This window comes from Pseudomonadota bacterium (assembly GCA_026388255.1).
Taxonomy (GTDB): domain Bacteria; phylum Desulfobacterota; class Syntrophorhabdia; order Syntrophorhabdales; family Syntrophorhabdaceae; genus JAPLKB01.
The window spans coordinates 1-14,294 of the sequence record JAPLKC010000044.1 but is presented as its reverse complement, the minus strand read 5'-3'; the positions used below and the strand labels follow the sequence as shown (position 1 = coordinate 14,294).

The following is a 14,294-nucleotide window of genomic DNA, read 5'->3' as shown; positions in this document are numbered from 1 at the left end:
TGCCATTATTTATCAATATCCCTGTGAAACGTAGATAAGTTATAGTCCATACACAAAAACCTCTCTGAGAGCTTGCTTGCAATAAAGACAGACCGATGCTTTCCCCCTGTACATCCAAAGCATATGGTCAGATAGCTTTTGCCCTCTTTTTCAAATAACGGTATAAGATATAACAAAAAATCCAAAAGCAAAAGAAAATATTTACTATAAATATCGTCGGACATAATGTATTCGGATACCTCTTCGGAAAGACCTGTTTTGTCTTTCAACCCCTCAATGAAAAAAGGATTCGATAAAAATCTTACATCCAGCACTATATCTGCTTCAAGAGGTATCCCATAAACATAGCCGAAAGACATGAGGTTTATCTTCATCTTATTTTCAGTGTGGCCGTAAGTTTTTAGTACGAAGCGTCTTAGTTCATGAGGGGTTAGGTGTGAAGTGTCCATTACTTTATCTGAAATCTCTTTTATCCACTCTACAAGTTCCCTTTCTTCTTTCAATGCATCTTTTATATTTGAAGTAGCATACAGAGGGTGGATTCTTCTTGTTTCACTGAATCTTTTTAGCAAAGCTTCGTCAGAGCTTTCAAGGAATATCAGTTCTGCGTTAAATTTCTCCTTGATGTTTTTCAGGGTATCCTTACCTACGTCAAAAAATTCCTTTTCCCTTATATCTACGACAAGCGCACACTTTTGCACTTTATCGCCTATCATTTTTGACAATACTGAAAATCTTTTCAGTAAAACAAGGGGGAAATGGTCTATGCAAAAATAGCCTGTATCTTCAAGCGCTCTTAAGAACGTTGTCTTCCCTGAGCCCGAAATGCCGCTGAGAATTATGAGTTTCAAGATTTTTCTTCTGCCTTCATGGATTTCAGCATTTTTTCCTCCAGTTCTACGGCAGTATTTATCCCCTGCTTTTTAAGAATGTAATTTCTACAGGCAAGCTCTATGATTGTGGATACGTTCCTCCCCGGACTGATCGGAACCCTTACCATAGGAAGATCAATACTTAAAAGCCTGTATTTATCTTCCTGAAAACCAATCCTGTCGTATTCTTCCTTTTCATTCCAGTCAACCAGTTCAACTACAAAATCAATCTTTATTTTCTTTCTCACGGAAGAAACCCCGAAAAGACGCCCTATATCTACAACGCCTATGCCCCGTATTTCTAATAGATTCTCAATCATCTCAGGTGATTCTCCATAAAGGTCTATGGCTCCAAGTTTTTTTACATATACTACATCATCAACAATAAGCCTGTGTCCTCTCATAATAAGCTCAAGGGCATTTTCGCTTTTTCCGATACCCGGTCTCCCTATGATCAGGATCCCAACACCCATGATGTCGACTAAAACCCCATGAACAGTTGTAGAGGGTGCAAGTTTTTCTTCAAGAAGTTTTGTGATCCTTTCAATAAACACAGAAGTCGTAAGCTTGGAACGTAACAATGGTATGCCCTTTTCTTCCATCTCGTTAAGGACATACTCAGGAATTTTAAGATTCCGTGTTACAACAAAACAAACCACATCATGTTTGCAGAGTTCTTTAACAATTTTGAGGCACTCTGCCTTATCAAGCGATCTCAGATAGGATATTTCAGTGTTGCCGAGGATCTGAATCCTGTGCGGGTGCAGATATACCATATGACCGGTAACAACAAGCCCGAGCTTTTGTATCCTCTGGTTGTATATCTTTCTGGAAAGACCTTTAAATCCGGAAATAACCTCTAATTCCAATCCGTACGATTTGTTGTCATTGAGTTCCTGAACCGTTACGCCCTTCATCAGATTTTGGATTTTGGATTTTGGATTTTGGATTTTTTTAATAAAGAAAATATCAATGTCAAATCTTTCTGTCCTCTTCGAGAATATTGCTGTATATATCATGGGAATTGTTCAAATCCATAAGTCTTTTTTTAAATGAAGGGTCGCGCAACAACTTTGAGATGCGCGATAATGTTTTGAGATGCAGGGTTGCCGAATCCTCAGGCGCAAGAAGCAAGAAAAAGATACGGACCGGTTTCCTGTCAACTGCATCAAAGTCTACACCGTTTTTTGACTTTCCAAAGACGCAAAGGATATTGTTTATGCCCTTCATCTTACCGTGAGGAATTGCAACACCATCGCCTATTCCCGTGCTGCCGAGCTTTTCGCGCTCAAGAACGATATTGACCACTTTTTCAACATCATTGATAAGATTTGCCTCCTTTAAAGCACTGACAAGCTCAAAGAGGGTTTCTTTTTTACCCTTGCTTTTTATATTTGATACAACACACGATTCTTTGAGTATATCTTCTATTCTCATACAGGCTTTCCAGTCGTTTCGATGAGCCCGAAATTGCCGTCTTTTCTCTTGTAGACTACGCAGATATTACCCATTTCCGCGTTGCTGAATATGATGAAATTATCTCCGGATGCTTCGAGCTGCATAATGGCTTCTTCAGGGTCCATCGGTTTTGCATTGATAGCCTTTGTCATTATAATTTTCGACTCTGCTTCTATTGTAGTAGAGATAGCACGTTTTGGTTTATTTTCCCGGTATTTTTTCAGCTTATCCCTATACCTTGTCAGTCTTCTTTCGAGTTTATCAAGTATTTTGTCGACAGCCGCATGCATATCATCCATAACTTCATGTGCATTTATAACAACACCATTCAAGGTAAACATGACATCTATTCTGTATCTGTATTTTCTTTCAAGCGAAAGCACTGCATGAACATCAAGGGGCACTTCCACAAATTTCTGTAATCTTGCAAGCTTTTCTTCAGCATATTTTTTTAGATTATCATCCGGCTCGAGATGTCTGAAGCTTATTGTTATGTCCATGTTGCCTCCAATGATCAAATTCAGCTTTCAACCATACAGTCACCAGCAAAAAAGCTCAAAAAAAACTGTTGAATGGCTTTGTTGCCAAACGCTGATTGTCTATAGCCGTTCTTTTTAAAAATAAGGTTGGCACATATCCAACCTTATGCAACAAAGTTACCAGATATAGTATATCATGTCAATCCAATTTACTCCTGCACTCTTCTTTGCCGTGAAGAGCTTATGTTGAGTATTTCTCTATATTTTGCTATTGTTCTTCTTGCGATTTTTATGTCTCGTTTCGTTTTCAGCAAAGAAACCAGTTCGTCATCAGTTAAGGGGTTTTTCTTATCCTCTTTTTCAATATATTCTAAAATTAAATCCTTTATGATATTTGTAGAAAGCTGATCCCCTTCCTCCTGATATATGCCTGTGGGAAAGAAGAACTTTAATTCAAAAACTCCGAACTGGGTACTCATATATTTGCTTGTTGTTATCCGGCTTACCGTGGATTCATGGACACCTATGTCCTGTGCAATATCTTTCAATATCATGGGTTTTAAAAATCGTACGCCCCTCTCAAAGAACGCTTCCTGAAATTTCACGATGCTTTTTGAAACGTTGAAGATGGTTTTTTGTCGCTGCTTCAAACTTTTTATAATCCATTCCGCCTGTTTGAGTTTTTTCTTTATATATCTTTTTGTTTCACCGTTGACATTGCCGGCTGTATAGAGGTCTATATAGTAACCGTTTAGTTTAAGCTCGGGGATGCTGTCATCGCTTAAATATACTTCAAAACCATCTTCTCCCTTTACGACATAAACATCAGGTACAATATAAGATGTAAAATCATCAGCGAAATTTCTTCCCGGCTTCGGGTCAAACTCCTTTATTTTGTTGAAAACATCCTGGATTTTTTCCGGAGCATACCCGGTTTTTTTTGCAATTTCATTAATATTTACTTTCGGGTACAAATCAAAGTATAATTTCATTATATCTTCGAATACAGGATCCTTTTCCCCCTTTGCCTCATACTGGAGAAACACAGATTCCCTGAGGTCTCTCGCGCCAACCCCTGCCGGGTCAAGCTTTTGAATTTTTTTAAGAACACCTTCAAGCAACTCCGTTGTGTAACCGGATGCTTTTGATATCTCTGAAATCTGGTCGGCTAAATATCCATTATCATCAATATTTTCGATAATCCATTCTGACGCGATGCGTTCATTCGAATCAAATATTGAAAGCCCAATCTGCCACCGCAGATAGTCTCTTAGGTTATATGTCTTTTTTACAATATTTTCATAGTCAGGGTACTCTTTATCCTGCCTGCCGACAAACTCCTCTGAAGGTGTATATCTTTCAAAAAGTTCTTCTGTGTTTTCCTCCTCCTGTACCTGTTCTTCTGCAGGCTCTTGCTCGGTTGCTTCTAAAATGGGATTTTCTTCGAGTTCCTGTTCAATCGCCTCAACCAATTCAAGTTGTGACATCTGCAAGAGTTTTATTGCCTGCTGAAGCTGCTGGGTCAATACGGGGAGAAGTCTCTGGGTCTGTTTAAGCTCCAACATCAATTTTGAACTCCTCGCCTAAATATACCTCTCTTACTATTTTATCTCTTGCCACGCTTTCAGGGGTACCTTCAAGAAGCACCTTGCCGTTATTCACAACATAGGCCCTGTCACAAATAGGGAGCGAGTCTCTTACATTATGGTCGGATAGAAGTATGCCTATATCTTTCTTTTTTAAACCGTTTATGATCTTTTTTAAATCGGAAACAGATATGGGATCTATGCCGGAAAAAGGCTCATCAAGCAACATAAACCTGGGGGAAATCATGAGAGCTCTTGCAATCTCGAGCCTCCTCCTTTCACCTCCTGAAAGCGAGTCGGCGTTGTTTTTGGATAAATGATCAAGCTTGAATGTCTCGAGCAGTTCCATTACTTTATGTCCCATTGATTCCCTGGCCATATCGTTAAATTCAAGAATGGATAAAAGATTATCCTCAACGCTCATTTTCTTGAAGACAGACGGTTCCTGGGGCAGGTAGGTAATTCCTCTTCTTGCTCTCATAAACATGGGCAGTGTAGTAATGTCTTCAGCGTTAAGGAGTATCTTGCCGCTGTCCGGTTTCGTAAACCCTATAATCATGTAGAATGTAGTGGTTTTTCCCGCACCATTCGGGCCGAACAGCCCGACTATCTCGCCTGTTTTTATATATATGGAGATTTCGTCAACTACCCTCCGTGAATTATAAGACTTCGTGAGATTCTCAGTGAAAAGTTTTAATATTTCAGGCATTATTTCTCCATTCTCATCTTTGGCTTATTTATAGAAAACTTTCTGCTGGAAAGGTTATATACAATGGACTCCCCTTCCATCTCTACGTTGTCCTTGAATATTTTTGGTCTCTCAGTCAACACAACTCTGTCTTCTTTGAAATGATATACCGCCTTCTCACTTTGCGCAATAGTCCCTTTGGAAATCAACCGCACCTTCCCTTTTGCATCTATTCTTTCCAATTCATTGTCTTTACTGAGAAGATAGAGCTTATCGCACAGCAGGTTTATATCCTGACCCTTCATGATGACTTTGCCCTCCAGGATATATGCATTGTCTTTCATGGTGTATGTAAGTCTGTCAGACTCAAACCTGTATTTGCCTTTATCGGTTTCTATGTATCCCGTAACATCTCTTTCTATTCTTACGGTTTCTTCTTCTGTATTGGCGGTTAATCCCACACCCCTGAGGGTCAGTTTAGTACCTTGAACATCCACGGGTGCATTCGTATACGTAAGACCTTTCCTGAAATCAAAATCCATGTACCTGCTTTTAAGCCTGTAACTGTTTTTATATATAAAGTCCACATTCTCAACGGTGCCTTTTTCTTCTTCCGTGTTCATCGTACCTTTTGTGCCTTTGAAAGAAACAACGACGCCCGCCTTCGGCATGTACTTGCCCTCAAGGTCTTCCATTTCTATAAGAGGTTTGTCAATATATTTTCGCGCAATTTTTGCGATTATCTCCCAGTCTATAGTCCCCTTTTTCTCTCCGGAATACTTTACATCCTTGAAAACTATAACCTTTTTTTCTTCATCTAATACGGGGATAGATATTCTTAAAGGTTTTTTAACGAAGAAATAGAGCGCTAAGAGGAGACTTGCAATTATAAACCCTGAAGCTATATAAATAATGACCTTTCTGTGTTTCATCTATCACCATAACTACCTTGAAATTTAGAGGTTTAAGGATTGAAGGATTAAGAGAACCTAACCATCCTTTGTTCCTGCCTTCTCATCTTTCGACTTAATAATCACACTATTTTTGCCTTTAAAAGATCGTGAATATGGATTATCCCAACAGGATTTGCTTTACCCTCTCTCTCCAGAACGAAAAGTGATGTTATAGAAAGTTCCTCCATCTTTTTCAATGCATAAACAGCAAGGGAATCCTTTTGTATTGTTTTCGGGTTGCCTGTCATCACATCAAAGGCCTTTTTTTCCAGAATGTTCTCATGTTTTTCAATCGCCCTTCTCAGGTCACCATCAGTTATTATACCCATAAGCTCTTCTGTGTTGTTGTATACTCCCACAACTCCAAGCCTTTTTGAGGTGATCTCAAGGATTGCATGTTTCATGGGAGTATCCTGATATACTTTAGGTAGAGCATCTCCGGTATGCATCAGGTCTTCCACCTTGAGTAAAAGCTTTCTTCCCAACGTACCTCCAGGATGCAGGAAGGCAAAATCTTCAATTTTAAAACCCCGCATTTCTATCAGGGCTACAGCAATTGCATCGCCCAGCGCGAGTGTTGCAGTGGTACTTGACGTAGGCACTACATTGAAGGGACATGCCTCGTCAACATTAACATTAAGAACAACATCGCCGAATTGCGCTATTGATGAGCCTGCATTACCGGTAATAACAAGTGTAGTTATACCCATCCTTTTTATCCAGGGGAGTATGCCTATAACTTCATCCGTTTCACCACTGTTGCTGACAACGATCAGTACGTCACCGTTTTGCAACATGCCGAGGTCTCCGTGGAGCGAGTCTGCAGGGTGCAGGAATAGAGCAGGCGTGCCTACACTTGACAATGTAGAGGCAATTTTTTTACAAACAAGACCGGATTTTCCGATACCCGTGAGCACAACCCTTCCTGTACATTTAAATATGATATTAACTGCCTGTTCAAAGGTATTATCAAGTCCTTCCATCACTTGAAGAATTGCTTTGGCTTCTTTTTCTAATACTTCTTTTCCGATCTTGACAATGCGTGAGTGCTCAGGCATTATTGGGCCTCAGAGTAATCGAAGTAAAAGAAGGGTAAATCCGCAATCCATAAGATTCAATCCTGACACAGGAGGGACAATCCAAAATTATCATAAAGCTTCCTCTATGCTTTTCAACGTTTTCAGTATAGCAGGCAGATCATCCAGGGCAATAGAATTTTCACCATCACACAGTGCCTTTGACGGGTCAATGTGGGCTTCCATAAATATGCCGTCAGCCCCGACAGCAATGGCTGCTCTTGCCAGCGGGAAAATAAATTCTCTTTCCCCGCCCGAACGGCCCGATGCTGCCCCCGGTTTCTGAACGCTATGGGTTGCATCGAATATGACAGGATATCCGAATTCCTTCATGATTGGTATAGATCTGAAGTCATTTATCAGTGTGTTATATCCGAAGCTTGTTCCTCTCTCGGTAATCAATATCTGTTGGTTTCCGGTAGATTCCACTTTACCTATGGCATATTGTATATCGTAGGGAGACAGGAATTGACCTTTCTTAATATTTACAGCCCTCCCCGTCTTTGCGCATGCAATAAGCAGATCTGTCTGTCTCGAAAGAAGCGCCGGGACCTGGAGAACATCAACAACGCGGGCTGCCATGACTGCTTCTTCAACGTTGTGGACATCTGTTAATATTGGTATGCCGAGCGTTTCTTTGACTTCATTGAGTATCTCCAATCCTTTTTCTATACCCAAACCACGAAAGCTTCCTACCGATGTTCTGTTTGCCTTGTCGTATGAGGATTTAAAAATAAAAGGCACATGCAATGCCCCGGTTATTTTCAGGAGTCTTTCAGCTATTGTTAGGGTGATGTCTCTCCCCTCAATAACACAGGGGCCCCCGATAAATACAAAAGGTTTTTGTCCTATACTTATATGTCCTATACTTACTTGTTTTTGCATTTCAGTCTTTCTTGTCCATAATTTAATGATGCTTTAATAAAATCTCTGAACAGTGGGTGTGGATTAAAGGGTTTGGATTTAAACTCAGGATGGAACTGGCACCCTAAAAACCACGGGTGATCTTTAAATTCAACAATCTCAACAAGCGTTTCATCAGGAGATATACCTGTAACGGATAAGCCACATTCCTCTATCTGTTTCAGAAAAGACATATTAAATTCATACCTGTGTCTGTGTCTCTCATGGATTAAATCCTGCTTATATGCCATTTGAGCAAGGCTTCACTGTTTTAATTTACAGGGATAAGCGCCGAGCCTCATGGTGCCGCCTTTATCGGAATTTTTGTCTCTCTTTTGAACCTTATTTTCTCTGTCTGTCCATTCCTCAATAAGATATATAGAAGGACAACTTGTATTTTCATTAAATTCCGTACTATGGGCATCCGTAAACCCGGCAAGATGTCTGCATGTTTCAACAACGGCAAGCTGCATACCAAGGCATATACCGAAAAAAGGAATTTTATGTTCACGTGCATATTGTATAACGGCAATCTTGCCTTCGATCCCTCTGTCTCCGAAGCCTCCGGGCACCAGTATGCCGTCAACATCTTCCGGCACAGACGCCTCACCTCTCTCAATTTCTTCTGAGTCCACATACTTGACAATAACCCTGCATTTGTTTGCTATGCCTCCGTGCACAAGAGCCTCATTCAAACTCTTGTATGAGTCTTTAAGCTTGACGTATTTGCCGACCATTGCAATTACTACCTGGTGCTCCGGATGTTTTATCGTATCAACAATGCGCTCCCATTCAGAAAGGTCGGGTTTTTTAGACCAGATATTCAGCAGGTTGGTTATCTTTTCGTCAAGTCCTTCCTTGTGATAAATCAGAGGAACTTCATATATTACGCCTACATCTTTTGCCATTATAACCGCATCTTTTTCAACATTACAAAAAAGTGCAATCTTATCTTTCATCTCCTGCGGTAGATCGCCTTCGGTCCTGCACAATAAAATATTAGGTTGGATACCAATTCCCCGCAATTCTTTTACACTGTGCTGCGTCGGTTTTGTCTTCATCTCGTCGGCAGTTTTAATTAAAGGCACCAGCGTGAGATGTATAAACAGTGAATTTTCCTTGCCCAGTTCATTGTGAAGTTGACGTATCGCTTCAAGAAAGGGCAGGCTTTCGATATCGCCAACCGTACCGCCGATCTCCACTATTACTACATCCGTACCATCATCCACGTTGAGGATTCTTCGCTTTATTTCGTTGGTAATATGCGGTATGACCTGAACGGTTCCACCCAGATATTCACCCCTTCTCTCCCTTGAAATGACAGTATCATAGACCTGGCCGGTAGTAAAGTTGCATTTTCTTGAGCCTGCAGCATTTGTGAACCGCTCATAATGGCCCAGATCCAGATCTGTTTCCGCCCCATCATCAGTAACAAAAACTTCTCCATGCTGAAAAGGGCTCATTGTACCAGGATCAACATTTATATAAGGGTCCAATTTCATTAGCATCACGGTAAGCCCTCTCGATTCAAGAAGCGCGCCTATGGATGCAGAGGCAAGACCTTTACCAAGTGAGGAGACTACGCCGCCTGTAACAAAAATAAATTTCTGCCTCATGTCTGTTTTCCTTTTATGAAGTACTCAATCAATGCTTCGCCGTCCAGTACCGAATCACCCGAACGTTCATCATACCCTGATGGACAACCGTTTCCTTTATTGCCTTTCTCAAATATTACAAAAGGGACCGGGCATGCATAATGTGTCTTCATCGTGATAGGCGTTGCATGATCTGTGACAATAAGAATTTTGACCTCTTCTCCTGTTTTCTCATATATACTACCCACAACTTCCCTGTCAATATGCTCGATGGCTTTTATCTTTTCGTCCGTATTTCCGTTATGGGACGCTTCATCAGGGGCCTCTATGTGGATGTATACTATATCGTGATCCTGGAGGAGCTCAACGGCCTTCGCTGCCTTTGCATTGTAATCGGTATCTAAATAACCTGTTGCCCCCTCCACATGGGGAGTATTAAAACCGATGAGGGCGCTTATTCCCTTTATCAGGTCTACTGCAGCAACAGTTGCCCCCCGTAAACCATATTTTTCAAAAAACAACGGGAATTGAGACCTCTTTCCCTGACCCCACAGCCATATGCTGTTGGCGGGGAACCTGCCGGCCTCTTCTCTCTTCCTGTTCACCTGGTGTTCCCGCAATATCTTCTGAGAGTCCTTCATTAAAGCGATAATTCTGTCTGCACCTTTTCCTTTCGGGATGTAGGATAAAATATCTTTTTCTGTAATATCATGAGGCGGCGTTGTCTCCATTTCAAAGAGACCGTTCTTCCAGAGCATAATATGCCTGTAGCTCACGCCCGGAAAAAATGTGAATTCGCTGCCGCCTATTGTCCTGCATAAATCCTCTATAATAATTTTTGCTTCATCGGTTGTTATATGCCCCCCGCTGTAATCGCCCATAATGGTGCTGCCGGAGAGATCTTTAAGATAAACAAGGTTGCACCTGAATGCCACATCTGTTTCTTCCATTTTTATGCCCATTCCGGAAGCTTCAATCGGCGCCCTTCCGGTATAGTATCTTGCAGGATTGTAACCAAATATGGACATACATGCCACATCGCTCCCCGGCGAAAACCCTTCCGGTATAGTCAATACCTTACCACAAGCGCCTTCTCTTGCCATCATATCCATATAGGGTTTGTTTGCAACCATGAGCGGGGTTTTACCGTCAAGCTCGTCAAGCGGAAAATCAGCCATACCATCGCCGATGATAACTATATATTTCATCTTACCTGTCTTTGTTTTACCTTTAAGATCATTATAGGCCCTATAGGACTTATAAGACCTATAGTTTTTTGCTCTTACGCCGGTCCTTCCTCGATCCTGATGTGTACGCTTTCTCCCTTTATAAAAGGCAGTTTATCTATCTTCACCTTTGCTGCTTTCAGGTTTTTTTCTACTGCTTCGTGGGTAAGCATCACGATAGGGACATAGCCTTTCTCCTCTCTTCCCTTCTGTATAACAGCAGAGATGCTTATATTATATTCCGATAATATTCCGGAAATTTTAGAAAGCACACCCGGGCTGTCCTGTGCAGTAACTCTCATATAATAAGGAACAGATATATCTTCACCTTTTCTTATTTTCATCTCTTTTTTGATCTGTTTTGGAACCCTTGTCTTTGATCTGTTTTCTTTAATCCTCGACGCCATGTCTACAATATCACTTACAACAGAACTCCCTGTAGGATCACTGCCGGCCCCTTTTCCATAGTAGAGATTTGGGCCTATTCTATCGCCTACAACATATACAGCATTGTAAACCCCGTTTACATTACTCATTAAATGGCCTATGGGGATCATGGCCGGCTCAACACGGGCGTCTATGAGACCATTTTCCTCTTTTGCCAGTGCAAGGAGCTTAATCTTGTATCCGAATTCTTTTGCAAAACCTATGTCTATCGGCTTAATCTTTGATATTCCACTCATTACCATATCACTCATCTTAATAGGACAGTTAAAAGCCAAGCGCACCAGGATGGATAATTTATGGGCTGCATCTATACCTTCAATGTCAAGGGTAGGATCCTGTTCGGCAAAACCCAGTTTCTGGGCATCCTTCAGCGCGTCGGCAAAGCTCACCCCTTTTTCGGTCATCTCTGTGAGGATGTAGTTGCTCGTGCCGTTTAGGATACCGAGGATGTAAGAAATTCTGTTCCCTACAAGACCGTCCCGTATTGCCCTTATCACCGGGATGCCGCCGCAGACGCTTGCTTCTAAGCCTATCTCGCAACCCTCTCTTTCGGCAAGATCGAATATCTCATCCCCTCTTTCGGCAAGAAGCGCTTTATTGGCAGTTACAATTCGTTTTTTATGTTTTATGGCAGAGGTAATGTATTCATAAGCAGGGGTTATCCCCCCCATAAGCTCAACAACAATATCCACATTTTTGTCTTCTATAACCTCGTAGGCATCTTTTGTAAGGATGCCTCTATCTATCTTTATGCCCCTATTCCTTTTGAGATCAATATCTGCGATCCTGACAATCTTTATATCCAACCCTGTCCGTTCTTTTAACAGGGAATTGTGTTCTGTGAGGATTTTGTATGTACCGACGCCGACAGTTCCGAGACCTATGATGCCGATGCCTATCATTTCTTGCTTGAGGTATACAACAGATTTTTGATGCCTTTTACTGCCTGTCTGGTTCTATGCTCGTTTTCTACAAGGGCAAACCGTACATAACCTTCTCCGTATTCTCCGAATCCAATGCCCGGGGAAACAGCTACTTTGGCTTCCTTCAGCAGAAGTTTTGAAAATTCCAGAGAACCCATTGATACAAACTCATCGGGAATTTTTGCCCAGACAAACATTGTTGCCTTTGGCCTGTCCACTTTCCATCCGTAACGGGTCAGCCCATCGCAGAGAACATTTCTCCTTTTCCGGTATTTTTCAACAATTTCCAGTACATCTTCATCACCTTCGTTCAAGGCTATGATTGAAGCAATCTGAATTGGCTGGAACATACCATAGTCAAAATAACTCTTGATCCTGCCGAGGGCAGAGATCATCCTTCTGTTTCCAACGGCGAACCCAACCCTCCATCCCGGCATGTTGTAACTTTTTGAAAGAGAGAAAAATTCTACCCCCACATCCTTTGCTCCTTCAATCTGTAAAAAACTCGGTGCTTGATAGCCGTCAAATACTATGTCTGCATAAGCCAGATCATGGACTATCATAAGGTTATATTCTTTTGCAAAGGCAACTATCTTTTCAAAGAAATCAATTTCAACAATTTCGGTAGTCGGGTTATTGGGAAAACTGATAATCAACATCTTCGGCTGAGGCCAGGTTGTCTTTACTGCCATACTAAGTCTGTCAAAGAATTCTTCCTTCGGGAGGATCGGGATAGTCCTTAAATCACCGCCCGCAATAATTACAGAGTATGTATGAATGGGATAGCTCGGATCCGGTACAAACACCACTTCTCCTTGACTGATCGTAGCAAGGACAAGGTGCCCTATGCCTTCTTTGGCACCCATGGTGACAACAATCTCGTCTTCCGGGTCAACATCTATATCGTATTTCCTCTTGTACCATTTGGCAATTGCCACCCGCAATTTGTAGATACCTTTTGTTACAGAATACCTGTGGTTTTTTCCGTTTCTTGCAGCCTCAATGAGCTTTGAGACAATATGCTTTGGAGTAGTCATATCCGGATTACCCATGCCGAGGTCTATGATATCCTCATTGTTTCTTCTGGCTTCTATCATGAGGTCTCTTACAATGCCGAGCCCGTAAGGTGGTAATCTTGATATTCTATAAAATTCGTCCATTTAGATGAAAATTACCATATAAAATATTAACAATCAATACCTAAACCTAAATCCATCACCTGATTTTTATCTCTAAAAAACCATATCCCATATCTCGTGAAGTTTATCTCGTAAAAGCCATATTTCGTTTTTCCTGTTTTATGGTCTTTATCTTTTAACTCTTCACGCTTCACGTCAGTTTCTTCTGCGCCTGTCCTCGCTTGCGGGGGCTTCACGCTTCACGGTCCTTTACACTTGTGGGGATCTTTTCTTACCATATGGGATCTTGGGCACCTGTTGTTGGACATAATTACAGAACACTTGCAGTTCATAAAGGAAATTTTCAACGTCTTCTCTTATATACGTTGCAAGGCTTTTCTCAAAGGTTGTCTTCATGGATACAAGGTCTTTAACCTGTTTCTTCACGGATAAGGATTTTGTATTATTCTGGTCAGGGTTTACTTTTTTGTATGCGGTGAGCATTCTTTCCAATGTGGCATTTGTTACCGGTGTCTTTATGATAGCATCGAATATATTCTTAAGATCCGGGCAATCAAGGTTTGCGTCAAAGAGATACCCCTGAGAAACGGGGAGGTTTCCTGCTGTACGGTTTAATCCCGACAACGGAGGGACAATTGCCGCCTGAATCTCAGGAGAAAGTTTTAAAAGTTAAATCGTGCGAAACAAGGTAGGATAAGACTTTGCAGAGATTTCAGAAGTTTTATTCAATGTGAATAAAAAATCTTCTGAGGCATAATCCGGTGCACGCATGACCTTCACTAATTCGCTCATCACCCCCTCCACATCTTACCCCTTCTCAGGATGTTTTGCCTGAATATATGCAAGAATCCCTTTTGCCTGGTCAATAGGATTTAAGTCTTCCCGCTGGAGGTTCTCTGTGAGTTGAAGGGCTATGGTGTCCCCCAATTCCTTACCTGCTTCAATAATT

At 41.4% G+C, this 14,294-nt stretch carries 15 protein-coding genes and 1 pseudogene; all 16 read right to left on the bottom strand.

Features of this window, described 5'->3' with window-relative positions:
* Positions 1-5: 5 nt before the first annotated feature.
* The 16 genes and pseudogenes from rapZ to NT178_06220 all read right to left on the bottom strand — a co-directional run bounded on the left by rapZ (position 6) and on the right by NT178_06220 (position 14,137).
* On the bottom strand, positions 6-851 hold the full coding sequence (rapZ, locus tag NT178_06295; GenBank protein ID MCX5812139.1) for an RNase adapter RapZ: 846 nt from the start codon (positions 849-851) through the stop codon (positions 6-8).
* Entirely contained in the window at positions 848-1,891 is a 1,044-nt protein-coding gene (gene hprK / locus NT178_06290) for an HPr(Ser) kinase/phosphatase (protein ID MCX5812138.1), read from the bottom strand. The genes rapZ and hprK overlap by 4 nt, the downstream gene beginning before the upstream one ends.
* Positions 1,848-2,309: a PTS sugar transporter subunit IIA gene (locus tag NT178_06285; GenBank protein ID MCX5812137.1), complete on the bottom strand. Its 462-nt coding sequence runs from the start codon at positions 2,307-2,309 to the stop codon at positions 1,848-1,850. Before NT178_06285 ends, hprK begins: the two co-directional genes overlap by 44 nt.
* On the bottom strand, positions 2,306-2,830 hold the full coding sequence (gene raiA / locus NT178_06280) for a ribosome-associated translation inhibitor RaiA (GenBank protein MCX5812136.1): 525 nt from the start codon (positions 2,828-2,830) through the stop codon (positions 2,306-2,308). Before raiA ends, NT178_06285 begins: the two co-directional genes overlap by 4 nt.
* Before the next feature lie 188 nt (positions 2,831-3,018).
* Positions 3,019-4,374: an RNA polymerase factor sigma-54 gene (gene rpoN, locus NT178_06275; protein ID MCX5812135.1), complete on the bottom strand. Its 1,356-nt coding sequence runs from the start codon at positions 4,372-4,374 to the stop codon at positions 3,019-3,021.
* Complete coding sequence (lptB, locus tag NT178_06270; protein MCX5812134.1) at positions 4,361-5,104, bottom strand: LPS export ABC transporter ATP-binding protein; 744 nt, start codon at positions 5,102-5,104, stop codon at positions 4,361-4,363. The genes rpoN and lptB overlap by 14 nt, the downstream gene beginning before the upstream one ends.
* Positions 5,104-6,015 (bottom strand): LPS export ABC transporter periplasmic protein LptC, encoded by a 912-nt coding sequence (lptC, locus tag NT178_06265; GenBank protein MCX5812133.1) that lies wholly within the window; start codon positions 6,013-6,015, stop codon positions 5,104-5,106. The genes lptB and lptC overlap by 1 nt, the downstream gene beginning before the upstream one ends.
* Positions 6,016-6,116: 101 nt before the next feature.
* The gene (locus tag NT178_06260; GenBank protein MCX5812132.1) at positions 6,117-7,094 is read right to left on the bottom strand and encodes a KpsF/GutQ family sugar-phosphate isomerase; all 978 of its coding nucleotides are present in this window, start codon (positions 7,092-7,094) and stop codon (positions 6,117-6,119) included.
* 90 nt (positions 7,095-7,184) lie between these two features.
* The gene (gene kdsA, locus NT178_06255) at positions 7,185-7,997 is read right to left on the bottom strand and encodes a 3-deoxy-8-phosphooctulonate synthase (GenBank protein MCX5812131.1); all 813 of its coding nucleotides are present in this window, start codon (positions 7,995-7,997) and stop codon (positions 7,185-7,187) included.
* A pseudogene (locus NT178_06250) lies at positions 7,982-9,631 on the bottom strand (CTP synthase). Before NT178_06250 ends, kdsA begins: the two are co-directional and overlap by 16 nt.
* Positions 9,628-10,818 (bottom strand): cofactor-independent phosphoglycerate mutase, encoded by a 1,191-nt coding sequence (locus NT178_06245; protein ID MCX5812130.1) that lies wholly within the window; start codon positions 10,816-10,818, stop codon positions 9,628-9,630. The pseudogene NT178_06250 and the gene NT178_06245 overlap by 4 nt, the downstream one beginning before the upstream one ends.
* Before the next feature lie 74 nt (positions 10,819-10,892).
* Positions 10,893-12,185 carry a homoserine dehydrogenase gene (locus tag NT178_06240; protein MCX5812129.1) on the bottom strand — a complete coding sequence of 431 codons (1,293 nt, stop codon included), beginning with the start codon at positions 12,183-12,185 and terminating at the stop codon, positions 10,893-10,895.
* Complete coding sequence (locus NT178_06235; GenBank protein MCX5812128.1) at positions 12,182-13,366, bottom strand: aminotransferase class I/II-fold pyridoxal phosphate-dependent enzyme; 1,185 nt, start codon at positions 13,364-13,366, stop codon at positions 12,182-12,184. The genes NT178_06240 and NT178_06235 overlap by 4 nt, the downstream gene beginning before the upstream one ends.
* Positions 13,367-13,392: 26 nt before the next feature.
* Positions 13,393-13,581, bottom strand: a complete 189-nt coding sequence (locus tag NT178_06230; protein ID MCX5812127.1) for a hypothetical protein — start codon at positions 13,579-13,581, stop codon at positions 13,393-13,395.
* A gap of 13 nt (positions 13,582-13,594) precedes the next feature.
* Positions 13,595-13,969: a hypothetical protein gene (locus NT178_06225; GenBank protein MCX5812126.1), complete on the bottom strand. Its 375-nt coding sequence runs from the start codon at positions 13,967-13,969 to the stop codon at positions 13,595-13,597.
* Positions 13,970-14,014: 45 nt separating this feature from the next.
* The gene (locus tag NT178_06220) at positions 14,015-14,137 is read right to left on the bottom strand and encodes a hypothetical protein (GenBank protein ID MCX5812125.1); all 123 of its coding nucleotides are present in this window, start codon (positions 14,135-14,137) and stop codon (positions 14,015-14,017) included.
* Positions 14,138-14,294: the final 157 nt, after the last annotated feature.

Excerpts from the sequence above, each read along its gene's own strand:
- hprK (MCX5812138.1), bottom strand. The coding sequence starts at position 1,891 with ATGATATATACAGCAATATTCTCGAAGAGGACAGAAAGATTTGACATT.
- NT178_06285 (MCX5812137.1), bottom strand. The coding sequence starts at position 2,309 with ATGAGAATAGAAGATATACTCAAAGAATCGTGTGTTGTATCAAATATA.
- raiA (MCX5812136.1), bottom strand. The coding sequence starts at position 2,830 with ATGGACATAACAATAAGCTTCAGACATCTCGAGCCGGATGATAATCTA.
- rpoN (MCX5812135.1), bottom strand. The coding sequence starts at position 4,374 with ATGTTGGAGCTTAAACAGACCCAGAGACTTCTCCCCGTATTGACCCAG.
- lptB (MCX5812134.1), bottom strand. The coding sequence starts at position 5,104 with ATGCCTGAAATATTAAAACTTTTCACTGAGAATCTCACGAAGTCTTAT.
- lptC (MCX5812133.1), bottom strand. The coding sequence starts at position 6,015 with ATGAAACACAGAAAGGTCATTATTTATATAGCTTCAGGGTTTATAATT.
- NT178_06260 (MCX5812132.1), bottom strand. The coding sequence starts at position 7,094 with ATGCCTGAGCACTCACGCATTGTCAAGATCGGAAAAGAAGTATTAGAA.
- kdsA (MCX5812131.1), bottom strand. The coding sequence starts at position 7,997 with ATGCAAAAACAAGTAAGTATAGGACATATAAGTATAGGACAAAAACCT.
- NT178_06245 (MCX5812130.1), bottom strand. The coding sequence starts at position 10,818 with ATGAAATATATAGTTATCATCGGCGATGGTATGGCTGATTTTCCGCTT.
- NT178_06240 (MCX5812129.1), bottom strand. The coding sequence starts at position 12,185 with ATGATAGGCATCGGCATCATAGGTCTCGGAACTGTCGGCGTCGGTACA.
- NT178_06235 (MCX5812128.1), bottom strand. The coding sequence starts at position 13,366 with ATGGACGAATTTTATAGAATATCAAGATTACCACCTTACGGGCTCGGC.
- NT178_06220 (MCX5812125.1), bottom strand. The coding sequence starts at position 14,137 with ATGAGCGAATTAGTGAAGGTCATGCGTGCACCGGATTATGCCTCAGAA.